The 24,843-nt window shown below is 35.8% G+C and carries 21 protein-coding genes; 13 read left to right on the top strand and 8 right to left on the bottom strand.

Translation table 11 applies throughout. The annotated features are described in order from the left end of the window. Positions 1-38: 38 nt before the first annotated feature. A complete protein-coding gene (locus tag LF887_RS08130) occupies positions 39-2,645 on the top strand; it encodes a TonB-dependent receptor (RefSeq protein ID WP_236858587.1) in 2,607 nt (868 codons plus the stop codon). A 46-nt stretch (positions 2,646-2,691) separates the two neighbouring features. Here the strand turns inward: LF887_RS08130 and LF887_RS08125 are convergent, their stop codons facing one another. The 3 genes from LF887_RS08125 to LF887_RS08115 all read right to left on the bottom strand — a co-directional run bounded on the left by LF887_RS08125 (position 2,692) and on the right by LF887_RS08115 (position 5,902). Beyond that, entirely contained in the window at positions 2,692-3,144 is a 453-nt protein-coding gene (locus LF887_RS08125) for an adenylyltransferase/cytidyltransferase family protein (RefSeq protein ID WP_236858586.1), read from the bottom strand. Between the two features lie 151 nt (positions 3,145-3,295). Then, positions 3,296-4,315, bottom strand: a complete 1,020-nt coding sequence (galE, locus tag LF887_RS08120) for a UDP-glucose 4-epimerase GalE (RefSeq protein WP_236858585.1) — start codon at positions 4,313-4,315, stop codon at positions 3,296-3,298. Between the two features lie 462 nt (positions 4,316-4,777). Beyond that, positions 4,778-5,902: a DegT/DnrJ/EryC1/StrS family aminotransferase gene (locus LF887_RS08115; protein WP_236858584.1), complete on the bottom strand. Its 1,125-nt coding sequence runs from the start codon at positions 5,900-5,902 to the stop codon at positions 4,778-4,780. Positions 5,903-5,991: 89 nt separating this feature from the next. On the opposite strand from LF887_RS08115, the gene LF887_RS08110 reads away from it, so the two are divergent. After that, positions 5,992-7,593, top strand: coding sequence for a S8/S53 family peptidase (locus LF887_RS08110; protein WP_236858583.1), 1,602 nt, complete (start codon positions 5,992-5,994; stop codon positions 7,591-7,593). Between the two features lie 181 nt (positions 7,594-7,774). Here the strand turns inward: LF887_RS08110 and LF887_RS08105 are convergent, their stop codons facing one another. Then, complete coding sequence (locus LF887_RS08105) at positions 7,775-10,309, bottom strand: phosphoenolpyruvate carboxylase (RefSeq protein WP_236858582.1); 2,535 nt, start codon at positions 10,307-10,309, stop codon at positions 7,775-7,777. Positions 10,310-10,539: 230 nt separating this feature from the next. On the opposite strand from LF887_RS08105, the gene LF887_RS08100 reads away from it, so the two are divergent. The 6 genes from LF887_RS08100 to LF887_RS08075 all read left to right on the top strand — a co-directional run bounded on the left by LF887_RS08100 (position 10,540) and on the right by LF887_RS08075 (position 15,109). Continuing rightward, positions 10,540-12,024 (top strand): serine hydrolase domain-containing protein, encoded by a 1,485-nt coding sequence (locus tag LF887_RS08100; RefSeq protein WP_236858581.1) that lies wholly within the window; start codon positions 10,540-10,542, stop codon positions 12,022-12,024. A gap of 100 nt (positions 12,025-12,124) precedes the next feature. Beyond that, a complete protein-coding gene (locus LF887_RS08095; protein WP_236858580.1) occupies positions 12,125-12,691 on the top strand; it encodes a Crp/Fnr family transcriptional regulator in 567 nt (188 codons plus the stop codon). Positions 12,692-12,747: 56 nt separating this feature from the next. Then, positions 12,748-13,329 (top strand): peptide deformylase, encoded by a 582-nt coding sequence (def, locus tag LF887_RS08090; RefSeq protein WP_236858579.1) that lies wholly within the window; start codon positions 12,748-12,750, stop codon positions 13,327-13,329. A gap of 35 nt (positions 13,330-13,364) precedes the next feature. Continuing rightward, entirely contained in the window at positions 13,365-14,045 is a 681-nt protein-coding gene (locus LF887_RS08085; protein ID WP_236858578.1) for a hypothetical protein, read from the top strand. Between the two features lie 45 nt (positions 14,046-14,090). Continuing rightward, the gene (locus LF887_RS08080; RefSeq protein WP_236858577.1) at positions 14,091-14,492 is read left to right on the top strand and encodes a hypothetical protein; all 402 of its coding nucleotides are present in this window, start codon (positions 14,091-14,093) and stop codon (positions 14,490-14,492) included. Between the two features lie 11 nt (positions 14,493-14,503). Beyond that, positions 14,504-15,109, top strand: a complete 606-nt coding sequence (locus LF887_RS08075; RefSeq protein WP_236858576.1) for a hypothetical protein — start codon at positions 14,504-14,506, stop codon at positions 15,107-15,109. 166 nt (positions 15,110-15,275) lie between these two features. Here LF887_RS08075 and lpdA read toward each other — a convergent pair whose 3' ends face one another. Continuing rightward, the gene (lpdA, locus tag LF887_RS08070; RefSeq protein WP_236858575.1) at positions 15,276-16,676 is read right to left on the bottom strand and encodes a dihydrolipoyl dehydrogenase; all 1,401 of its coding nucleotides are present in this window, start codon (positions 16,674-16,676) and stop codon (positions 15,276-15,278) included. A 99-nt stretch (positions 16,677-16,775) separates the two neighbouring features. Here lpdA and LF887_RS08065 point away from each other — a divergent pair, with 99 nt between their 5' ends. The 5 genes from LF887_RS08065 to LF887_RS08045 all read left to right on the top strand — a co-directional run bounded on the left by LF887_RS08065 (position 16,776) and on the right by LF887_RS08045 (position 20,939). Beyond that, positions 16,776-17,183 carry a winged helix-turn-helix transcriptional regulator gene (locus tag LF887_RS08065; RefSeq protein WP_236858574.1) on the top strand — a complete coding sequence of 136 codons (408 nt, stop codon included), beginning with the start codon at positions 16,776-16,778 and terminating at the stop codon, positions 17,181-17,183. A 121-nt stretch (positions 17,184-17,304) separates the two neighbouring features. Continuing rightward, the gene (locus LF887_RS08060) at positions 17,305-18,468 is read left to right on the top strand and encodes an iron-containing alcohol dehydrogenase (RefSeq protein ID WP_236858559.1); all 1,164 of its coding nucleotides are present in this window, start codon (positions 17,305-17,307) and stop codon (positions 18,466-18,468) included. Between the two features lie 312 nt (positions 18,469-18,780). Next, entirely contained in the window at positions 18,781-19,242 is a 462-nt protein-coding gene (locus LF887_RS08055) for a lipocalin family protein (protein WP_236858557.1), read from the top strand. Positions 19,243-19,307: 65 nt separating this feature from the next. Beyond that, on the top strand, positions 19,308-19,964 hold the full coding sequence (locus LF887_RS08050) for a GDSL-type esterase/lipase family protein (protein WP_236858556.1): 657 nt from the start codon (positions 19,308-19,310) through the stop codon (positions 19,962-19,964). Between the two features lie 9 nt (positions 19,965-19,973). Continuing rightward, positions 19,974-20,939: a tetratricopeptide repeat protein gene (locus LF887_RS08045; RefSeq protein ID WP_236858540.1), complete on the top strand. Its 966-nt coding sequence runs from the start codon at positions 19,974-19,976 to the stop codon at positions 20,937-20,939. Positions 20,940-20,980: 41 nt separating this feature from the next. Here the strand turns inward: LF887_RS08045 and LF887_RS08040 are convergent, their stop codons facing one another. The 3 genes from LF887_RS08040 to LF887_RS08030 form a co-directional block, all read right to left on the bottom strand. Continuing rightward, the gene (locus tag LF887_RS08040; RefSeq protein WP_236858533.1) at positions 20,981-22,333 is read right to left on the bottom strand and encodes a DEAD/DEAH box helicase; all 1,353 of its coding nucleotides are present in this window, start codon (positions 22,331-22,333) and stop codon (positions 20,981-20,983) included. Positions 22,334-22,481: 148 nt separating this feature from the next. Further along, on the bottom strand, positions 22,482-22,991 hold the full coding sequence (locus tag LF887_RS08035) for a hypothetical protein (protein ID WP_236858531.1): 510 nt from the start codon (positions 22,989-22,991) through the stop codon (positions 22,482-22,484). A gap of 87 nt (positions 22,992-23,078) precedes the next feature. Then, a complete protein-coding gene (locus tag LF887_RS08030; protein ID WP_236858524.1) occupies positions 23,079-24,728 on the bottom strand; it encodes an ABC1 kinase family protein in 1,650 nt (549 codons plus the stop codon). Positions 24,729-24,843 lie beyond the last annotated feature (115 nt).

Here is a 24,843-nt window from a genome sequence, read left to right as displayed (position 1 = left end):
GGGTTATCGTTTCACGATTTTATACAAAAAAATAACCTATGAAGAATAAGACAGAAATTGTCAATATTTTCACAAGAAAAACTTTAGGACTAACCTTAGTACTTTCGGCAGCAGCACTCGCTTTTGCACAAGAAAAAGCGGGGATTTCAGGGACTATTGTCAACAAGAAAAATCAACCGGTACCTTATGCCTCTGTAACCTTCAGTAATAAGGCCGACAAAGCATTAAGTGATGCAGTTCTTACAGATGAAAAAGGACAGTATAAGCTTCAGCTTATGCCCGGGAATTATGACATTACGGTAGAAGCAATTGATTACAAGAAAACTGTAGTCGCTAAAAACATTGCGACAGCAGGTAATATTGGTGCATTATCTATAGAGCCTGAAGCAGGCACTACTATTGACGGGAAAACAAAAGAGATCCAGGGTGTTGTTATTACTGCTTCCGCAGCCAAACCTTATAAGGTAGAATTAGACAAAAAAACATATGATCCTTCACAGGATATTGTAAGTAAAGGAGGAAGTCTTCAGGATGTTTTAACCAATGTACCTTCGGTTTCTGTGGATACGGATGGTACAGTTTCTATGAGAGGAAGTTCTAATGTGAAATTTCTTATTAACGGAAAACCATCTGCTCTTCTGGGAATAGACGATGGAGCTAATGCATTACAGAGTATTCCGGCAGATCAGATCGAAAGAATTGAGGTAATTACCAATCCTTCTTCAAAGTTTGAAGCAAGTGGGACTTCTGGTATTTTAAATATCATTCTTAAAAAAAGTAAGAAAGTTGGATTTAATGGTAGTGTGGTCGGAACGCTGGGCTATTTCCCAAGAACTTCTCTTAATACCAATTTGAGCTGGAGAAAAAACAACTGGACATGGTTTGTCAATGGAGGTGGCGGCTACACTGAAAATAAAACTAAAAATAATTCTGAGACTACTTATCACAATCTTCTTTTTCCAGATGTAGTTCCTAATAAACAACCTAATGATGTTTTGGTACATCAGCTGCAAAATTCAACCAATAATACATATAACAAAAATTATAACGCAAGTGCAGGTTTTGTTTATGATATTTCTGACAAAACATCAATCAACTTAACCGGATTGGTAAGGACATTTGAAGGAGATGGGACTGAAATTCTTGACACTTATGATAGTTTTTACAGGTTTTACAGAGATTCACCAGATCCAACTACCACTGCAGGAAAATGGAATTTATTAAACCCTTTTGGAAGAAGAGATTCTAGAAGTGTATTTAATAACCTTGCATTCCAGGGGGATATTGGATTGGACCACAAATTTGATGACAAAGGTCAAAATTTAGCTGTATCATTAAGTTTGCAGAGAAACAGAAGTAACAACAATGCCAACATTCTTGAGACGAATGATCTTCTTCCTGATGTTAATGATATCACAAGAAGACATTCTGTAAGTAAGACCGTTATTGGAAAAGCGGATTATGAATTGCCATTAGGAGAAAAATCTAAACTTGAAGCGGGATACAGATTGGATATCAATGACAATACCTATGACAATTTTGTAAGTAGTACTTCCAACAATCCTTATATTCCAAATTATAATAACAATACTAACTACAGAGAAATCTTCAATGCCCTGTATTTACAGTTTAAAAGTAAGATAGGAAACTTTGCTTATCAGCTAGGGCTAAGAGATGAACTTTCAAATGTTAAGATTAATTATATCAATCAAAATCCTAACGACCCCCCTATAGATAAAACTAAAAACTATAACAATTTATTCCCAAGTGTATTCCTGAGCTATGATGTTTCCAAGAATAACCAGATTTTGGTTAATTATTCCCGTAGGATAGACAGACCCAGATCATTCTTTATGGTTCCTTTCCCGAATTATAGCAATAGTCAGAATATTTTTGAAGGAAATATAGATTTGAACCCATCCTATGTAGATTCATTTGAAGTAGGATATAATATTACCAGAAAAAAGTTTACTGTTAATCCTACATTATACTACAGACATGCTACGGATGATACTAAAATGTTAGTATACAGACCGGATGAAAGTCTTGGAGTTTTCTATACTAAACCTATCAACTTAGGAAATGACGACCGTTATGGTCTGGACCTGAATTTCACCTATGATCCTTTTGCATGGTTCAAAATAATGGGTAGTCTGGATATGTTCGGATATAAAACTACCGGAATAGCTTATTATGCTGCTGTAGACAGGGATAAACAGGAACAAACCCGCTCTATGGATTTTACAGGAAGTGGTTTCTCTACGAGAGCACGTCTTAATACAACATTTAAGCTTGATAAAACGTTAAGCGTACAGTTACAGGGATTCTATAGAGGTGCACAAAAATCTGCAAATCAAAATACTCAGGATATGTATGCACTGAATCTTGGTGCTTCTAAAACGATATGGAAAGGAGATGGAACAATCTCTTTTAATATCCAGGATATCTTTAATACAAGAAGCAGAGAGGTTTATAGTTTCAACAGTGACTATACAAGAAGAAATTATATGCAGTGGCAGCCAAGGCAGTTTTCTATTTCTTTAACCTACAGATTCAAACAAGGGGAGAAAATAGATCAGCCTAAGAAGAAGAAAGACATTAATTCTAATGCTGCAGGCGACGACCAAGGTGGTGGCCCTATGTAATACAACAAAAATCCCGAAAAATTACTTTTCGGGATTTTTTATTATTTTATTTTACAGTTTCTGCTTTAGTATCTTTTTCCTTTTCCGCTTCATAGATTCTTCTTCTTAAATCACTGGTGGAAAACCTATGGTCTCTTTTGTTATAAAAGATCTCAATTCCTTTTTCCTCACAGTACTGCTTACCGGTAAAATCTCTGTCCATATAATCATCTCCAATGATTCTTACGTCAATAACAAAAGACTTTAAGATATCCAAAAGATCTTCTTCTGTATAATAAGGGATGATCTCATCTACCGCATTTACAGCTTTCAACTGGATATATCGTTCCACGATCGTCTGACTTGGCTTATTTTTGTTTGGCCGGTCGTGAGACGGATCGATCTGAAGCCCTACAATTAAATAATCACATACGGTCTTAGCTTCTTCAAGCATTTTGATATGTCCCGCATGTAATAAATCAAATGAGGAAAATGTAATACCTATTCTTTGTGTCTTCATATTAATTTTAAATTAAAATTTCGCTGAAACCAATGCCCTTTTAAGGGATAAAAGACATAAGATTCAGTTAAAATGTTTTGTAATTTGTTTTATAATCGTTTTAAAATTGTTCTTTTATGTGTCCGGAAATATTTTTATAGCCTCCCAGCTATTAACTTCTGGTGTTCAGATATTTCTGCCATTCCCAAACAGTTCTCAGGGACTCTTCCAGAGACGTTTCCGACTTCCAGTTAAGTTCTTTCTGAGCTTTTTGAGGATCTGCATAAGCGATTGTAATATCTCCTTCTCTTCTTGCGCAGATCTGATAAGGTACTTCAACGTTATTCGCTTTTTCAAAGGCCTTTACAACCTCCAATACAGACGAGCCGTTTCCTGTTCCCAGATTGTAAATATCAATCAAAGAATCAGCTGAAGAATCGTCTATAAGTTTTTTCAATGCTGCAACATGGGCCTTCGCCAAATCCACAACATAAACATAATCCCGAACGGCTGTTCCGTCTTCTGTAGCATAGTCGTTGCCCCAGATATTCAGCTTCTCACGCACTCCGGATGCAGTCTGCATCACAAAAGGGACCAGATTACTAGGAACCCCTATTGGCAATTCTCCGATTTTTCCGGACGGGTGCGCTCCGATAGGATTAAAATATCTCAATAAAGATATTTTACGGTGGTAAGCTTTAGCAAAATCAATCAGGATCTCTTCTCCCATTTGTTTTGTTTTCCCATATACACTTTCAGGAAGCTTTAAAGGGGTCTTCTCGGTAATCGGCATCACTTCAGCCTGTCCGTATATAGTACAGGATGAACTAAAAATGAAATTGGAGATTTCCCTTGCTTTAAATTCCTGAAGAATATTGATTAATGAAAATAAATTATTCTCATAATAGTCTACAGGTCTTATCTGACTCTCTCCCACTGCTTTATAAGCAGCAAAATGAATACATCCATCAATCTGATGGGCATCAAAAACCTGTGTAAGAAGTTCTTTTCTTCTTAAATCGAAAGGATAAAAAACCGGCTTTTTACCTGTAATTTCCTCTATATTATTTAAAATAAACCTTTCTGTATTGGATAAATCATCTACAATAACCACCTCAAAGCCGTTATTGAGAAGTTCTACTACAGTGTGGGAACCTATATATCCAAGTCCTCCGGTAACAAGTATTGCCATTTTTTATTTTTAATCTTTGTGTTCCTTAATCTTTGTGTTTTCCTATATCATCTAACTCTAGAAATTGCACTTTTTTATTTTTAAAAATATTCGTCATCAAAAGAAAAGCTGATATAGTTGAAAAAGTAAGAAAGAATATCAAAATATCAACTTTCTCGAACGAGTCTTCAATCCTCAACTTTATGTATTCAAAAATAAAAAATAATAAAATTAAAATATAGTTTACATTTAAATATAGAACTGCTTTTTTGCTTTTAAATAAAATAGTAATTAAACTTAAAAACGAACTTATAAATAAGGCTAAGGTAAAGAGAAAAAGAAAATTCTCCATTGAAAATATTTTCCCTATACTGATTTCCAAAAATGATCTATAAATACCAAAGCAAAAAAGTAAAAATAAAAACAATTGGAATACAAATACTGCTATTCCAATTATTCTATATTTAAATATCTTATTTTTCATTATCCCATAAACTCAAGCACTGCATCTGTAATATACTTCAGCTGCTCTTCATCTAATTCCGTGTGCATCGGTAAAGAGATCACCTCTTCCAAAAGCTTATCTGTATTTACAAAATCTGCATCATTGCTTTCCTGGAAATAGGCTTTTTGCTTTCTTAACGCTACAGGATAATAGATCATTGCAGGAATTTCTTTTTCCGTTAAAAACTTCTGAAGTTCGTTACGTTTTCCGTTCAGAATTCTTAAAGTATACTGGTGAAATACATGGGTAGAATTTTCAGCTCTTTTTGGGGTAAGAATATTCGGGTTTCCTTCGAATGCTTCATCATAAAAGTCAGCAGCTCTTCTTCTTGCTTCGTTATAAGTATCAAGATGAGGAAGTTTCTTTCTTAAAACAGCTGCCTGAATACTATCCAAACGGGAGTTCACTCCTACTTCATCATGATAATATCTTTCGTACATTCCGTGGTTGACAATACCTCTTAAACGGTGCGCCAGTTCATCATTATTGGTAAAAATAGCTCCACCATCACCATAGCATCCCAGGTTTTTTGAAGGGAAGAATGAAGTGGTTCCTACGGTAGACATTGTTCCGGCAAACTTTACTGTACCGTCAGAGAATGTATACTCAGCACCAATTGCCTGAGCATTGTCTTCAATAACATATAAATTGTGCTCTTCAGCTATTTTCAGGATCTCTTCCATATTCGCACACTGTCCGAATAAATGTACAGGAATGATCGCTTTTGTTCTGGGTGTAATTGCTTTTCTCAAATCTTCTGTTGAAATCGTAAAGGTATCATAGTCAACATCTACCAATACAGATTTTAACTTAAGCAGGTGAATAACTTCCACTGTGGCAGCAAAAGTAAAATCAGCTGTAATAATCTCATCTCCTTCTTTCAGATCTAAAGCCATCAGGGCAATCTGTAATGCATCTGTACCATTGGCACATGGAATAACGTGTTTTACGTCTAAATAAGACTCCAATTCATTCTGGAAAGACTTTACTTCAGGGCCGTTAATAAACGCTGCAGAATCCATTACATTCAAAACCGCATTGTCTACATCATTCTTTATTTTGTAATACTGACTTTGCAAGTCAACCATCTGAATTTTTTTCATATAGATAAATATTTCTGTAAAAATAAGGAATTTAAAATCCTATCAAAAATTTTATTGATTTTGTTTTTATCTTTATACAAATTAATCTCATGAAAAAACTTTTACTCTTTTGTTTACTAACCGGTTATCTCCATGTAGCTGCCCAGACAGAACTTGTTTTTGTTTACTTCACGGACAAGCCTAATAAAGCTGCATTTTATGCTAATCCGCTTACAGAATTGAGCCAAAAATCACTCAGCAGACGTACAACACTGGGAATTCCGCTTAATGACCAGGATGCTCCTATTGAGCAGTCTTATATTCAGAATCTTCAAAATCTGGGTTTTACTGTAGTTGATTATTCAAAATGGCTTAACGGAGCTGCTGTCAATGTTACTACTGCCCAAAAAACAATACTTCAGGGCCTGTCTTTCGTACTTTCAGTAGAAAGTTTTGCCAAAAACAGCTCGGTTTTAGTAAAATCAGCACCCGGAAAATGGAAAGACGATTCCAGTATCAATAAGGTACTTACCAGTTTCAATTATGGCTCTGGTGCCGCACAAATTGACCAGGTAAATTTACGTCCTCTGCATGTCGCAGGATATACGGGAACAGGTATTTCCATAGCGGTCATAGATGCCGGATTTCCGACAGTGAATACAGGCAGTGCTTTTTCAAGATTATGGAATGGAAACCACATAAAAGATGCTTATGATTTCGTTACGAAAACCGGAGATATCTACAACACTTCACTCAGCACTCATGGGTCAGCAATTCTGGGGGCTATTGGCGGATATCTGGAAGATACTTTCGTAGGTTCAGCACCTGATGCAGATTTTTATCTGTACCGTAGTGAGAATGCAGCGGTTGAAGTTCCTGAAGAGGAGTTATATTGGATTGAAGCTGCAGAGGAAGCCGATAGAAAAGGAGTTGAGATTATTACCTCATCTCTGGGATATAATATATTTGATGACTCACGCTATAATTACACCTATGCTGATATGAACGGAACTACTTCCTTCATTGCGAGAGGGGCACAAATTGCGGCTGAGAAGGGAATTTTTGTTCTTGCGGCTGCCGGAAATTCAGGGGAACAGCCCTGGCATTATCTTCTGACCCCTTCAGACAATGCCAAAGTATTCTCCATTGGTTCTGTGGATTCTGCAGGAAATCCTTCGGACTTCTCTTCTTTCGGGCCTAATGCTCTTGGAGTCGTAAAGCCTGACGGAAGTACCCAGGGTACAGGCACAACAACAGTTTATGATAACAACACTATTATTGTAAACGGGACTTCTATTTCTACCCCAATTGCAGCGGGAGGAGTAGCTTGTCTTATACAGGCATTTCCTGCAATGAACAGGGACCAGATAAGAACAAGGCTGAGACAAACTGCATCCCTTTATCCCAACCCCAGTGATCAGATAGGATATGGTATTCTAAATTTCGGAAGTTTATACAATTCTGTTCTGAATGCTTCTGAAATTGTAAGAAAGGAAAAACTTACCCTATTCCCCAATCCCGTTAAAAACATTCTGAATATTACCTCTGAAGAAGAAATACAGTCATTGGAAATCTATGACAATCTGGGAAGACTGGTCAGAAAGAACAGCAACCTAAAATCTATAAAGGTTGAAGATTTTGCAAAGGGAATTTATTATCTGAAAATTCAGACAAAGGATAAAGTCTATTATGAAAAGTTTATTAAGGAATAAATATATTTTCCCGCAGATTAAACAATTTCCTTTATCTGCGGGAAGTTTAATTCTTTTGAAATTATTATCATAGGTTTAGGCTAAAGCCGACGGATCGGGCTATAAAAAAACGGGCTAAAGCCCGTTTTTATGGATATAGATTATTCTATTATCAGTAAAATCAGTCTCGTTTTAAAGAAACTTAAGCCGAGTTTCTACTGGCATTGATATTCCCGAATAAAGAACGTGTTACCAGCTTTTCATAAGCTTCCTTATTTCCTTCTCCTTTCTGAATCTTCATTAATGCATACTGCTGAATACTCAGGAGCGGAAGTACAATTCTTTCACGGATCTTCACAGATTTTCTGGAAAGCGGATCTTCTTCCTGCAGCATTTTAAATCCTGTCAACTCCAACATGATATCTCTTGAAAGCTCATATTCATCAAAAAGGATATTCCAGAATGCTCCGAACTTTGGATTTTTTTTGATGTAGTAAGTCAGAGGGAAATAAGATTTGTTCATACTCATCATTGAGTTCAAAACTAAAGTTTTAAAGAAATCCGAGCCTTTATACAGTTCTCTCACTTCGTCAAACCTTCCCTGCTCCTTCATCTTTTCCATAGCATATCCGAAACCAAAAAATCCCGGTACATTCTGCTTAAGCTGTGACCATGATCCTACAAATGGAATGGCTCTCAGGTCTTCAAACTTCATTTCACTTCCGTTTCCTCTTTTGGAAGGACGGCTTCCGATATTGGTTTTCCCATAATATTCAAGGGTACTCATTTCCTGAAGATAAGGTACAAACATAGGATGAGCTTTTAAATCTGAATATTTCTGATAACTGATATCTGCTAATTCCACAATCAGAGCTCTTTCCTTTTCGGTAAGCTCTTTTTTTGCATTTTTGAACACATCATTTTCCACTCCTGCTGTAAGAAGCTGTTCAAAGTTGTATTTTGCCTGTTCTTTATTTCCGAAAATACTGGTGATCGTCTGTCCCTGAATGGTTAATTCAATCTTATTATTGGCAATCGTTTTTCCCTGTGAAGCGTAGAAATCGTGGGTTTTCCCGCCTCCTCTGGCTGGTGGCCCTCCTCTGCCATCGAAGAATACAACTCTGATATTACTCTGTTCGGAAAGCCTCGTTAATACTTCTTTCGCTTTATAAATTTCCCAGTTGGCTTTTAAATAGCCCCCATCTTTGGTTCCATCAGAGAATCCAAGCATGATCGTCTGCTGATTTCCTCTCTTTTCAAGGTGCTTTTTATAGACAGGATCCTGGTACAGTGCATTCATCACATGTTCCGCATTCGCCAAACCTTCCATGGTTTCAAAAAGGGGAACAATATCCATATTAATATCTTCGTCTTTGTAACCGCATATTTTAAAGAATGCATATACATTCATAACATCTTTTACATCATCTGAATTGGAGATAATATAGCGGTTCATCCCTCTTAGTCCATTTAAACTTTGGATTTCCGAAACTTGTGAAACGGTTAATAAAGTATCTTTTACAATATCCTCAAAATCATCAGCATTTACTTTTTCAGAAATCCGGATCAGCTTCCTAAACTTCTGTTCGGAATCAGCTTCTTCGTCTCCGTATACCTTTGCAAAGACCTCATCAATAACTTTCTGGTGAATTCGGCTGTCCTGGCGTACATCTAAGGTTGCAAAATGAGTTCCAAAGATCATTACACGATCCCTGAAATTCGCTAAAAGATCCAAAAACAAAGAATTATGTTCATTAATCAGAATTTTTTCTGCCTCATTTGCTTTCTTTAAAATATCTTCTGTTGTAATATTTTCACCATTGAAAATAGCAGCATATAGCTCTTCACTCAGTTGGGTCAGTATTTCAGAAACTCCTCTGAAGCTCAATCTTCTTCTGATGAATTTCAAATGGCTGTAATACGATTTTAAAATGGCTGAACGAAGCTCTTCGGCTACTCTTTTCGTAACATCTGCCGTTACAAAAGGATTCCCGTCCCTATCCCCTCCCGGCCAGAAGCCAAGCTGAATGATATCTTCATGCAGATGAAAATGTCCGTTTCCGAAAGTTTTTTTAATCTTTGTAAACAGTTCACCTATGGTATCATAATATACATATCTCAGATAAGAAATAATGCTCAGTGCCTCATCAATCGGGGTTGGTTTTTCTTTATTTACAAAAGGCGTTTTCCCCAACTGCTGAAGAAGCGTATCAATCTGTGTAACAGAATCGCTGGTAATAGCACCTCTTAAATCCTGAATGATTCTTTGTACCGAACTTGGGTAAAACTGCGTCGGATGTGCCGTAAACACAACCTTTATACTGAAATCTTTTAATTTTTCACGTACTTTTTCAATTTTATGGTCCTGAAAAGAACGTTCGAAGAGGTTGGTTACCGTTCCGCTGTCACTTTCTGAATGGAGATTCGGAAATGCGGCATCTTCAATGCTGTCGAATAAAACCACCTGTCTTTCTATGTACTGAATAATCTTGAAAAGCAGTTCGAGTTTCTGTTCTTCGGATTGAAGATCAGTATGGTTTTTAAAAAACTCTTCAACTATTTCTTCGGGAGTTTTTCCTGCTTCATAGCCGGTTCTGCTTTCCTCATAAAGAAATGGAAGGAGCATACCGATATTTGTCATTTTATCATAGGGCAGGCTCATAAATAATGAATTGTAGATCTGGAATTTGTTCTCCACGATCTGCCTGAATTTTTCTGCGCGTTGGTCGTGTATCATATTAACAAATGTAAGTGATTTTGAAATGAGTTGAATTGACAAATGACAAAAATTAAGGGCTCAAAACAAAAATAATATTAATTTTTGCTTAAAAACTGAATAATTGAGTAGCCATTACTATGAAGTGAAATATTAGTAATATCTTAACCTTTTAAGATTATTATGCACTCATTTACCATTGGAATGTAATAAATCCCGTTTCCAGAGTGTTTTACCTGTAAATAAATCACATGAAGATTCTATTAACCTCCGCTTTTTTCTTATTATTGCTAAATACCTCTCTGTTTTCGGGACAAACAACAGCGCAAAAAAACTCTGACAGTATTGATATTTTTATTAAAAGTAAAATGGAACAATTAGGAATTCCAGGACTTCAATTAGGTATCATTAGAAATGGAAAACTTGAAAAACTGAACAATTACGGATGGGCAAATATTGAACATCATTCAATGACACAAAATAATTCTGTCTTTTCTATCAATTCTATGACCAAAGCATTTGTAGGTGTTGCCATTTTGCAGCTGCAAGAGAAGGGTAAATTAAAAACAGACGATTCTATTTCTAAATATCTCACTGATATCCCCAATGAATGGAAACCCATCACTATCAAACAATTATTAAGCAATACTTCAGGACTTCCCAATAATATTGATAATAAAGAGCAGTTGCTGGGCGACGGAACAGAAGAAAAAAATTGGGAAATGGTGAAAAAACAGTCCATGGAATTTATTCCCGGAGAACAATTCAGCTATAATCAGACCGGTTATTATATTTTAGGGAGAATTATCACACAGCTTAGCGGACAACATTTTACAAAATTTATTGAAGATAATCAATTCAAACTATGCCAGATGTCCGTTACGCAATTTGGAGACTCCAATGATATTATTGAAAATAATGCCGGAGCCTATTCTACGATCATTAATAAAGAGGGGAAATGGATCAATGCCGGATCCCTGCACAATATTTTTGCCAGCTTTCCGCTATTTTTCCGGACGGCTACAGGAATTCTTTCTTCCGCCGAAGATATCAGCCACTGGTTAATCGCCTTACAGGAAGGAAAACTGCTTCAAAATGAAAAAAGTATCAAAGAACTTTTCACGACTGTAAAGCTTAATAATGGCAGTATTGGCGGCTTTAACAAACTGACTAACGGATATGCTTTAGGATGGCCAACAGTGGTAAGACCTGAACATCCTGCTGCGGCTCCTGTTGGAGGGATGCGCTCGGCTCTTTTTGTGTATACTGAAGATGATTTGTCAATCATTGTTTTAACTAATTTACAGGGAGCAAATCCGGAATGGTTTATTGATGAAATTGCAAGTTATTATATCCCTGACATGAAAATTGAAAATAGTTTCGGACTGAGTCCCAATATGAAACTTCTCTATCATCAGATCACCCTGGATGGCTATGAAAATACTGAAAAGGCCTATCAAAAGATAAAGAAAAAACAAAAAAGCTTTACATTGCCCGAAGAAGAAATAAATACCTGGGCCTACCAGCTTATGGGCCGAAATCTAAAGGAGAAGGCTCTTTATATTTTCAAGTTAAATACGATATTGCATCCGAACAGCTTCAATGTCTACGACAGTTATGGTGAAATATTGGATGTATTGGGATATCAGAAAGAGGCTGTTGCCAATTATAAAAAGTCATTGCTACTCAACCCTGATAATACCAATGCTTCCAATTATTTAAAAAGTAAAAAATAATCTTAACAAACAGAGACTATATCTTTATTAATAAATTTCAATGAAATGAAAAGCCCTGTTTTATTGAAAACCCCTAAATTTATGGTATATTTAAACAGGCATGGGCTACATCAGAGAATACTACGAACAAATTGTCAAATTACAGGAGTCAGAATGGGCATTTATCGCAGGGCATTTCCACAGAAAAATATATTCTAAAAATGAGGTCATTACCCAGCATGGAGATACTGAAAACTTCCTATCTTTTATAGAATCAGGCTTGGTGAGATTTTATATTCCTGATGATGAGTACGGCTATACATTCAGTTTCAGTTTTGAGAAAGAATTTACCTGTGCCTATGATTCTTTTCTTACGCAAACTCCTTCAGAATATGAAATGCAGGCTTTAACGGAAACGGTAGTCTGGCAGATTTCTTATGATGACCTGCAGAAAATCTATAATCAGACGACTGTTGGAAACCATTTGGGACGTTTTGCTTCTGAGAAACTGTTTCTAGCCAAAAGTAAGAGAGAGCTTTCATTACTGAAGCTTACCGCTAAAGAACGCTATCTGAAATTATTTACAGAACAGCCGGAAATGCTGAAACGCGTTCCACTAAAATACATTGCATCCTATATCGGCATCACCCCACAGGCTTTAAGCAGAATCCGCAGACAGATTAATTAACATAGGTTCATTGTATATCTCTCCCCTTCTGCGGAACTTTGCGGGAAAATACGACAATGAATTTATCTATTCTAGCCTATGGAAACCGCATTTTGAAACAGAAATGCTCAAAGATCAGTGGAAATACCCCAGAGATACAGAAACTGGTAGCTGATATGTGGACTACGATGGAAAACGCCAATGGCTGCGGCCTCTCCTCTTCTCAGATTGGAAAACCACTTCAGCTATTCGTGGTTGACAGCGAGATCACCTATAAAAATATGGATTCAGAGGATAAGATTTTATATTTTAAAAAGAATGACAAAGGTATTAAGGAAACCTTTATTAATGCTAAAATTATCCACAGCTCAGAAGAAACCTGGGAAGATTACGAAGGATGCCTGAGTATTCCCGGACTTTCTCAAAAGGTAAAGAGACCCTGGGAAATTACTATTGAATATATGGATCAACATTTCACAAAGCATACCAGAGCCTTTACAGGTTTAACAGCCAGAATTATCCAGCATGAGTACGATCATACCCTTGGGATCTTATATACCGACCGTCTGACACCTTTATCAAAAAAGCTCATGGAATCTAAACTCAAAAAAATTATCAATGGGAGTATTGAAGTGGGATATCCGATGAAGTTTTTATAAATTTGGCGCCAATCATGCATGTCAAATTCTTTCCAATGATAAAATTGAACTTCGGAATTATTTTTTATACGATTTTAGGGATCTTAACCTTCTTAATAGGCATTTATCTATTACAATATTTTATTCTTCTTTCTATTATTTTTTTCATTGGTTCATTCATCAATGGAGTTTTCATTCACAAAGAATATTCTCTTAATACAATTGATGCAACTGAATATGATGAAAATTCAGTTCCTGATGAAGTTATCATCAAATATTCGCGTTCGGGTATAATTATCGCTATTGCTACTTACAGTATATTTCTGATTCTGGGCCTGTTTTTTCTTTTAGGCTTTAATTTCAAATTCACAGGAACAGCAATAGTGGTGTTATGTATACTTCTTGGATTTACCGGTTATTTTATTTTTAAAATAATTTCACAAGTCAAAAAAATATCACAAATTATCATCTCCATCAATGGAAAAGGAATTCAGATAAAAAATAATAAAAGGTATCTGTGGAATGAAATTCAACTTGAAAAGATTATTGTAAAACGCTTGGTAAGCCGTGAGTCTAAACACGATTACAAACCTGAAATAAATTATTTATACTTTTTTCACAACAACGACAAGATCGAAATAAAGATCGATGATTTTGATATGACAGATGACCAGCTTGCACAGGTTTTGAAAATATTTAGAGCTCGTTTTAATAATTCAGCTTTAACACAGCTATGATTACAAAACATTCATTACTTTTACTCTCCACACCATCCATAGACCATGAAAAAAATATTTACTTTTCTGCTAATAACAATTCTGTTCATCTCTTGTGAAAAAGACTGTTATAATGCACCACAACCCATCGTTTTTGAGTTCGTAAATGCCAATAATGAAAATCTTATTGCCAACGGAACATTGACAACTTATTCACTTAAAGACGAAAATAATGTCAGTGTACCATTAACCAAAACATCTGACAATATGGTTATTCTGGAAAATGTAGGAGCATATAACGGTATTAAAAAATATACATTTTCTTCTAATGTTAAATCTTTTGATTTATCAATACAATCATCTGAATTTAAAGGAGGTTGTGATGGCTATCAAATTAATAAATTAACGTTTACAGGCATAGATATTGATGCAACTGATGAAAAAGGACATTATAAAATTGTACTGTAAACCTATTCTCTATGAAAATAATCATCGCATTTTCCCTCATTCTCTCCAATCTGCTTTACAGCCAGATCAAGACTCCCGATGATTATAAAAAAATCCCTGATATCCTCGATACGGTAGATTATCTTTATCCGTTTATAGTTCCGGACAAAGACTATGCATACTGGAGAGTTCTCAATAATGATACAGATCCTGACAAGGCTATCATTTATGAAAGTCAGGCTCCTGATTATATGACGATCAATGATCCGGCTCCTGAAAAAGGTTTTTTCCAGCGGTGTACAGGTAATAATTGCTTTTCATATATTTTGGCATGCAGGCAGGAAAGATCTGTTTATTTTTCCAATGAACAGCAGCTTAGAGATTTTATCGGAACAGTGGATAATCTTCCTGAAGCTTTGTTGATAGCAAGAACTTATGGCTATTCTATTGATACCAAAAACAGGTTTACGGGATCTTATAAAATAGATGACCGTTATATTTCGATGTATGCTTTACAGTCTAAAGGGTGTCCCGTTATTAAAGAATCCTTTCTAATTAAAATCAATAGAAAAAACGGTAAGCTGGAAGCTAAAAGCAATGGCATTTACTCTAAAAATCAAGATTGCACTGTTCTTTAGTGATTTGCTGAAAACGTAAGAAATCCCTCCGATAAAATTAATACTTCGCTGTAATACATTAAGGTAAATGAAGATCAGAACAATAGATGTTGCCAGCATTACTTAATTATTCCTGATTACTTAAATACCTTAATGTTTCAATTCTCTTAAGCAGGTATATGAGGAATTAGATATTAATTGCTCCCTGCCCTGAGGCAATGAGGTATGCTTCTTTTAAAGTTTCAGAGTACGTTGGATGGGCATAGGAAATACGAAACATATCTTCAGCCGTCACTTCATATTCCTGAGCAATTACTCCCTGTGCAATAAGGTCTGCAGCTCTGGCACCAATAATGTGAACTCCCAGAACTTCTCCATATTTAGGATCTACCAGAACTTTTGCAAATCCATCCATATCCATTGAAGCTCTTGCTCTCGCACTGGCGGAAAAAGGAAACTTTCCAATATTGTAAGCAATGTTATTTTTCTTTAAATATTCTTCGGAATATCCCACAGAAGCTACTTCGGGCCATGTATATACTACAGACGGAATACGGTTGTAATGAATATGTCTCTTTTGTCCATTGATGGTCTCCGCCACAAAAACACCTTCTTCTTCAGCTTTATGAGCCAGCATGACTCCTCCAATGACATCTCCTATTGCATAGATATTAGGTACGGAGGTCTGATTGTTTTCATCCACTTTAATAAATCCCCGTTCATCTACCTGTACATCTGTATTTTCAAGGCCAAGACCTTTCACAAACGGAGATCTTCCCACTGCCACCAAAATATATTCAGCCTCCACTGTATCTTCTTTACCAGTTTTATCTTTAAAAAAGACTTTTGCTCCGGAGTCCGAGTTTTCAGTTTTATAAACAGCATGATTCAGACGAATATCTATTCCTTCTTTTTTCAGAATTTTCTGAAGGTTTTTCCCCAGATCATGATCCATAGAAGCAATCAGGTGATCAGCATATTCTAGGATAGTCACCTGAGTTCCGATACGGTTAAAAATAGAGGCCATTTCAACACCTATCACTCCTCCGCCGATAATAACTATCGATTTCGGTTTTTCATGTAAGGATAAAGCTTCAGTAGAAGTAATGATTCTTTTCTTATCAATATCTAAACCAGGAATGGTTGAAGGTTTTGATCCTGTTGCGATAATGTAGTGCCGGGCTGTAATTTCTTTAATTTCAGACTCATTTACAATCTTTATAGTAGAATTATTCACGAAACCCGCAGTTCCTTTCAGCCTGGTGATTTTATTTTTATTCATCAGAAAATCAAGTCCGGTGGTATTTTTTGAGACCACTTCTGATTTCCTTTTATACATCTGAGCAAAATCAAGCTCTACCTGATCCAGCTTTATACCATGCTCCTTAAATTTACTTTGAGCTTCTGCGTAATGATGTGTACTGTCTAGCAGAGCTTTTGTCGGAATACAGCCTACATTGGTACAGGTACCTCCCAAAGTGTCATATTTCTCTATAATCACAGTGCTATAACCGAGTTGTGCGCTTCTTATCGCTGCTACGTATCCGCCAGGTCCTGATCCTATCACGGCAATATCATAATGTTCCATTTTATTTATTAATTTTTTATGATTAAATTTACTTGCAAAATAAAAGCAAAATTAAATTAAACACTTTCAATTTGCAAGTATTATTTAAAAATTAACAAAATGAGTAAAAAAAGATCAGACTGCCCCATCAGTTGCTCCCTTGAAATGTGGGGAGACAAGTGGTCTCTGTTGATTATCCGCGATTTGATGATAAAAAAGGAATGTACCTATGGCGATTTTCTGAAAGCTGATGAAAAAATAGCTACCAATATTCTCGCTTCACGGCTTCAAAATCTAATGGATGACGGGATTATCGGCAAAAGGGATCATCCGGACAATAAACTGAAAATCCTGTATCACCTTACAGAAAAAGGAATTGATCTGATTCCCATAATTGTTGAAATTAACCTTTGGGGAGATAAGTACCTGACAATTCCGGATGACCGGAAAGAATTACTTGACGATATAAAGAAAGGAAAAGAGGATTTTATAAAACGGGCAAAAGTCTATCTTTTGAGTCCTCAGTAGTTTCCGGATGAAAACGATCAGATAATAGCTTTCATTAAAATGAATCATAGTAATTTTAAAATTTCGTTAACTCAGTTTTACTTTTTCATTCCGTAAATTTGACTTAAATAAATTTAGAACAATGCTTAATTTCGAATTTAAAAATCCAACTAAAATACTTTTCGGGAAGGGTGAAATTGCAAAAATTTCCAAAGAAATCCCTAAAGATGCTAAGATATTAATGATCTACGGTGGTGGAAGCATTAAAAACAATGGTGTTTACGATCAGGTGAAAGAAGCTTTAAAAGATCATGAGCTTTATGAGTTCGGAGGAGTTCCTGCCAACCCTGAATATGAAGTCCTGATCAATGCTTTGAGCTTCATTAAAGAAAAAAACATCACTTATCTTCTTGCTGTGGGTGGCGGATCGGTAATTGACGGAACAAAATTCCTTTCTGCTGCAGCCAATTATAATGGTGAGCCATGGGAAATTCTGAAAAAGCCGGTAAGAACTTTTGAAGGTGAAGGAATGCCTTTCGGCAGTATCTTGACCCTTCCTGCAACGGGTTCTGAAATGAATTCGGGATATGTAATCTCAAGAAGAGAAACGAATGAAAAACTGTCTTCAGGAGGGCCTGGTCTTTTCCCGGAGTTTTCTGTTTTAGATCCTGAAGTGATCAGATCTATTCCTAAAAACCAAATCGTAAACGGAATCACGGATGCCTATACCCACGTATTGGAGCAATATATGACTGCACCTTCTTCTGCTGATCTGCAGGAAAGAATTGCAGAAAGCATCCTGATCAGCCTGCAGGAAACTGCGCCTAAGGTTTTGGCTGACGATTTTAACTATGACGCTGCAGGAAATTTCATGTGGTGCTGTACAATGGCCTTAAACGGATTAATCCAGAAAGGAGTCATTACAGACTGGGCAGTACACGCCATGGGACACGAGCTAACGGCTTATTTCGGTATTGACCATGCCAGAACTCTTGCTATTATCGCTCCATCCCACTACCGTTATAATTTTGAAGACAAAAAAGGCAAACTGGCTCAATATGCGGAAAGAGTTTGGGGAATTAAAGAAGGCACTGTAGAGGAAAGAGCGGAACTGGGAATCAAAAAACTTGAAGAATTTTTCCACAGCCTTCATATCAAAACTAAACTTTCTGAATATACAGAAGACTATAAAGGCACTGCTGAAAAAGTAGAAAAAGCTTTTACAGAAAGAAACTGGCTTGGGCTTGGGGAGTACAAAAAACTGACTCCGCAAGACGCATTAAAGATTGTAGAAATGAGTTATTAAAAATTTAAGGCTGGAGTGAAAACCTTGATATCTATAAGTTTCACAATATCATAATTTAAGTTTCGTCTATAGCCTGGTTGGCAGTAAATCTATATTAAAAGCGGGGTAAACTCCGCTTTTATTGATTAATACTGGTGTTAAATAGCAAAATTCTAGTTTTTAAACTAGAATTCTTTTTCAGCCGTTTTTAATTAAAATCTTAAACAGAGTTTTAAGAATTATCTTTTTTATAAACATTTGTTTAGAAAATCGTGATTTCATTACGGATATTTCAAATTTATTTATATTTTAGCATATTCTTAAATTTGTAAAATGAAAAAACAACTACTTTTATTGGCCTTTTCTGCCTTGGCACTTACCTCTTGTAAAGATGATAATATTGATGCATACGAAATGGACATAATGAAGGGAGATTGGAAGGAAGTTAAAAGGGAAATAATTTCCGGAAAAGACAATAAAACAGTACTTTATACTGAGATTTTAACAGGATGTGAGGCTAAGAACACGCTTTTCCTTAGAACAGATTACTATGTAAGCTATACTGCGTATACCGGAACAGGAGCAGACTGCCAGCAATCTGATAAAAATGAAGGAACCTATACTTATGATGGTGACTCTAAAGTTCTAGGGATTAAATTCAATGGAGAAGGAAACATGAACTATAAAATTGAAGTTTTAACCAACAAAGAATTCAGACTTGCACAGCAATTTGGAAACTTTGACATCAATGGAGATAAGATCCCCGACATCAACTACGTTAGTTACAAAAGATAAAACATAAAACTCCCGATGATCGGGAGTTTTTTATTATTTTTAACTCAAATTTAAATCTGAAAACAATGAAGAAGATTCTATCAGCATTTCTATTGCTGTATTTTACCTTTTCCTTTTCACAGGAAACAAAACCAATGTATTGGCAAGACGTTCAGGAATTCAAGAAACTAGATCAACAAAACCCTCCTCCAAAAGATGCCATTTTATTCATAGGTAGTTCATCTTTTACAAAATGGACAGATGTTGCCGATTATTTTCCTGGTAAAACGATCATTAACAGAGGTTTTGGAGGTTCCAGGCTTGCAGATCTTAATTATTTTGCCAATGATCTCCTAGCCCCTTATCAGCCGAAGCAGATCATTATATACTGTGGTGAGAATGACTTTGCCGATAATCATCAGCTAAAAGCGGAGGAAGTTGTCAGCAGGTACAAAGATTTTTATGCAAAAATACGCCAGAGGTTTCCTGCAATTGAAGTTGATTATATTTCAATGAAGTATTCTCCCAGCAGAGAGCAGCTATGGCCGCAGATGAAGCAAGCCAATACCATGATTGCTGCTTTTATGAAAAAACAACGTAAGTCTAAATTTATTGACGTTACAAAAGCCATGGAAGATTCCAACGGAAATGTAAGAAAAGACATCTTTGTAGAAGATATGCTTCACTTTAAACCGGAAGGCTATAAAATCTGGGCAAAGGTGATGACTCCCTATATGAAGTAAACCAAAATCATGATAAAAAAAACAATAACCATTTTATTTTTTATTTCCCTGTATTCACTTTCGTTTTCTCAGAATAACCTGAATAAAAAAACAGCTCTTCAGGAGCTTTCAGAAAATGCCTGTCAATGCACTGATTCTATCTCCCTGGCTAACCGGAAGAAAGAAGATATCATCAAAGATATGCATGACTGCATTGACAAATATACAGGGGCTCTTCAGATTTCAAATCTTTTAAAAGGAGCAGAGAAACTGTCGGAAAAAGCGCCTGAAATGAATGGTAAAAAGCAGATTAACCTGACTTTTAATACCAACAAAGATTCACAGCAGTACAAGGACAGTTATAATGAAATTGAGCGGTATCTGATGCAAAACTGTGAAAGTCTGAAAAGAGCTACCCAAAGTTCAGAAACCAATTACGACAAGTTTTCAAAAAATGAAACTGCAATTGATTTCTACCAGAAAGCAGTTGATGCATCAAAAAAGGAAGACTGGAAAGAAGCCATCCAAAATTATGAACAGGCTTTAAAAATTGACCCAAAGTTTATTTATGCCTGGGATAATCTCGGAATATGTTACAGAAGGGTTGAAGAATATGATAAGGCTCTTCATGCTTATAAGCAGTCTTTATCTATTGATCCTAAAGGTAAAATGCCTTTACAGAATATAGCGATAACGTATGTTTATAAAAAGGAATATCAAAAAGCTATTGATGCATATAACGATTTTGACAAGGTATATCCAGGTGACCCGGAGGTTTACTATGGAATGGGGCAGGTCTACTTTACCCATTTGAAAAATAATGAAAAAGGGCTCGATAATATCTGCAGAGCATACAGGATTTACAGTGAGCAGAAATCTCCATATCGGTCTGATGCCGAAACCATGATAGGCTATATCTACAAGAGCATGAAAGAGGAAGGTAAATCAGATAGGTTTAAGGAAATATTAAAAAACAACAATATCAAATTTGACTAGGAAAATAAAAAACTCCCAATATAAAATGGGAGTTTTTTATTTTATTTCTTTCTTTTGGACTTAGAGATCGCTTTCTGCTGGGCTCTGTTTGCTCCAAACTTCTTAGGTGTTTTTCTTTTCGAAGGTCCACCCCAGTTTTCTTTTGTATTTTTAGACTTTTTCTCATGGAATGCTGCTCCCCCTTCATTCAGTTTTACCTGTGCCGGGTTTTTCATCACAATCTGATCTTCTTCAGAAACGATTTTTTTAGCATTGATCTTAACTTCTTCCGGGAAGTCATTAAATTTAAGATCCTTATCCATCAATAACTCAATATCAAGAATCAAAGGTTCTTCTTTTTTGGTAACAAAAGCGATTGCTTTACCTTCTTTATCAGCTCTACCGGTTCTACCGATTCTATGAATATACTGCTCCGGGATCTCAGGAATTTCAAAGTTGATAACATGGGTGACATTTGAAATATCAAGACCTCTTGCCATTACATCTGTAGTAATAAGTCCTCTTACTTCTTCGTCTTCAAAGCTTTTCATCGCCTTAAGTCTGTAATTCTGAGACTTATTGGAGTGAATTACATCAAACTGGCCAGGGAAAAGTTCATCTATTTTAGTAAAGAGCAGATCGGCATGTTTTTTATTATTGTTGAAAATCAAGACCTTAGACATATCGTCATTGTTCTTCAATAAATGCTCAAGAAGATTAATTTTTGTATTAAAGTTTTCAACTTTATACGCAGTCTGTTCGATTTTTTCAAGCGGTGTTCCTGATTTTGCCAACGAAATTTCAATTGGACTTGCAAAATACACATCCAGCATTTCATCTACGGCTTCTGTCATGGTTGCGGAGAAAAGGATGTTCTGTCTTTTCTCTTTCATCATTTCAAAAATATGAGTAAGCTGAGGTCTGAAACCTAAGTTCAGCATTTCATCAAATTCATCAATGATCAATTTCTGTACTTCTTTCAGAGAAATAGCATTATCTATGGAAAGATCCATCACTCTACCTGGAGTTCCAACCAAAATATCACAACCATCATTAAACAAGAGTTTTTGAGTGTTAATATTTTTCCCTCCATATATTCCAATTACTCTTGCAGTAATACCTTCTGTCAGTTTTTCAAGAATTTCAGTTACCTGAACCACCAATTCTCTTGTAGGAACAAGCACCAAAACAGTTGGGTTACCTGTTTTACTGTATTTCCAGCCTTTAAGAACCGGTAATAAATAAGCTAAAGTTTTTCCTGTTCCAGTCTGTGCAATTCCCATTACATCTCTTCCGGAAAGAATAGGCTTTAAGCTCTTCTCCTGGATCGGTGTAGGTTCAAATAATTCTAAATCTGCTAAAACATCAAGAATTTTAACCGGCAGGTCAAAATCTGCAAAAGTGAGTTTTTCCATTTTGCAAAGATAGGTATTAATATGTATAATTTAAAATATAGAGAAAAGAGGCAATTAAAAATGAAGAATAGAAAATAGGAATTTGAGAATAAAGACATAAAATGAAAAAAATTATAATAAGTCATCTTCAATTTTCCACTTTCAATTTTCAATTAACCTTAACGCTTTTACTGCTAATCCTGATATCATCATCTTCCCATTTGCTGGTAGTGATGATGACGTAGCCTTTTTTCTTCGGGTCTTTTTTGATTGGAAATTGATTTTCCTCCCACTGACTGCAATGAGTAGAAATGGAAGGCACTAATGGTTTCCAGCCTGTTTTCCCAAATGTATATACATAAAAAGGATGCCAGCAGCTTGTACACCAATTAGGATAAAAACCAATGTCGTCTTTTCCGTCATTATTAAGATCGCCTAAATTATATAAAGTTCCCCCATTGGCGGGTGAAATAATAAATGGTTTTATATTTTCATCACTGAAATAGACGGTAGTATCACATTTACCATCACATTCATCACTGCAATCGCTGACTTTTGTATAGGCATATTCTTTTGTTCCGTTGCCATCAAAGTCTCCTGAAATCTTTTCATTATTGCCTTCCTGAGCTTTATAAAACAGACTGCAGAAAATGAATACTGATGTAATAATTGTTTTCATTGTTATTGTTTTTTATGTAAAGTGAAACTCTCAGCAATGTGTGATTCCTGGTTTTGAGTTATTGAAATTTTATTTCTTTCTTCCAGATCACTTTCTAGTTACTCTCAATAAAAGTATTACAACCAATACGACTGAAAAGGTAAAGCCTAGAACAGCTACCAAAGACAACTCTCCTATTCTGGGTCCGGATTCTGATGCGAAAACAATAGCCGTTGCAATGATATTAGCTCCTAAGATCATTGCCAAGATCAGATTGACCACGCTGGATTTGATGAGCTGATTGGTCTTTTCTATATTTTTGCTCTCGGTGGAGACCGTAAACTTATTTTCATCTAATTTCTGAAGAACAGAACGAAGCTCTTTGGGAATTTCATCTATATTGTCTGTGAAATTCATCATTCTGTCCATTCCCGTTTTTAAAATATTTTTCGGGTTAATTTTTCTGGTGAATATCTTTTTGGTATAGGGATGGAGACTTTTAACAATATCAAGCTCTGGGTTGATTGTTCTTCCTACACCTTCTATCAGGCTTATTCCTTTAAATAAAAGGTAAAAATAATCCGGCATATAAAGCCTGTTATCTTTTAAAATATCTTTCATTTTATTGATAATCACCTGAACATTGATTTCTTTCAACGACGAGCTGTGAACGAAGTTGAGAATATCTTCCACATCATTTTCAAATCTTCTTTCGTCCGGGATCTCATAGCTTACAGCCATTTTTTTAAGGTAGCGGACAATTTTATGCGGATTTTTAGCCACAAAACTGACAATCAGATTTTCAAGGATCTCTTTATCATTGGGCTGGATTTTTCCTACAGCACCGAAATCAATAAAAACAATTCTGCCGTCTTTTTTTACTAAAATATTTCCTGCATGAGGATCTGCATGAAAGAATCCATAATCTAAAATCTGAGAAACAAAAAGTCTCAATCCGGCTTCTGAAACTTTCACCGGGTCTATATCGTGAGCAATAAGACCAGGCTGATCTGTCACCTTTATTCCATCAATAAATTCCATACAAAGAATATTATTGTTGGAAAATTCATCATAGACTATCGGAACGTAAGTTTCTTTATTATTTTTAAAATTGAGACGAAACTGTTGAATATTATTCCTTTCATTGATCAGAGAAAGTTCTTCCAGCAATGATTTTTCAAAAGTAGAAATTGCCTGTTTCAGATTAAGCTGCTCTCCTATTTCTGAATATGCAGATATCAATTTCTCAATATCCTTGATCAATAGCAGGTCATCTTCAATGACAGATTGTACGTCCGGTTTTTTTAATTTTAAAATAACAGGGCTTCCATCCAGCAAAACAGCTTTATAAACCTGTGCAATGGAGGCTGTAGCCAGAGGTTCTTTCTGAATTTCCCGAAAATAGTCTTTAACGGAAATATTGAATTCACTTTCCAGTATATCTTCAACATCCATTTCTATTACTTCTACTTTATCCTGAAGTTTCTGCAGTTCCTGAATAAGTTCCGCAGGTAAAAGGTCTTCCCGATTACTGAAGGTCTGTCCAAGTTTGACAAACGTAGGCCCCAGCTCTTCCAGAGCGAGCCTTATTCTTTCATAAACGGTACCTTTTGAAACAATCTCATCGGAATTTTCTGAAATTTCCTCTTGCTTGTTTCCACCGTTCATTCTTGCCAGCATATCTTTAAAACCATATTTACTTAATACGGAAATCAATCTGGCGGATCTTTTCAGTTTTCTCTGCTGCTTGTCAAACATAATCTATCTATAGTAAGTGCAATTTACTCCAAAAACTGTTCCCAACTACAGTTTTATAAAGGGACCTACTAAAAAAACTGCCGGAAAACCAGCAGTTTTTCACATGTTTGTCCTT

It is taken from the genome of Chryseobacterium sp. MEBOG06 (assembly GCF_021869765.1).
Classification (GTDB): domain Bacteria; phylum Bacteroidota; class Bacteroidia; order Flavobacteriales; family Weeksellaceae; genus Chryseobacterium.
Note: the sequence above shows the minus strand (reverse complement) of the source record. Positions and strands in the feature narration are given on the sequence as shown.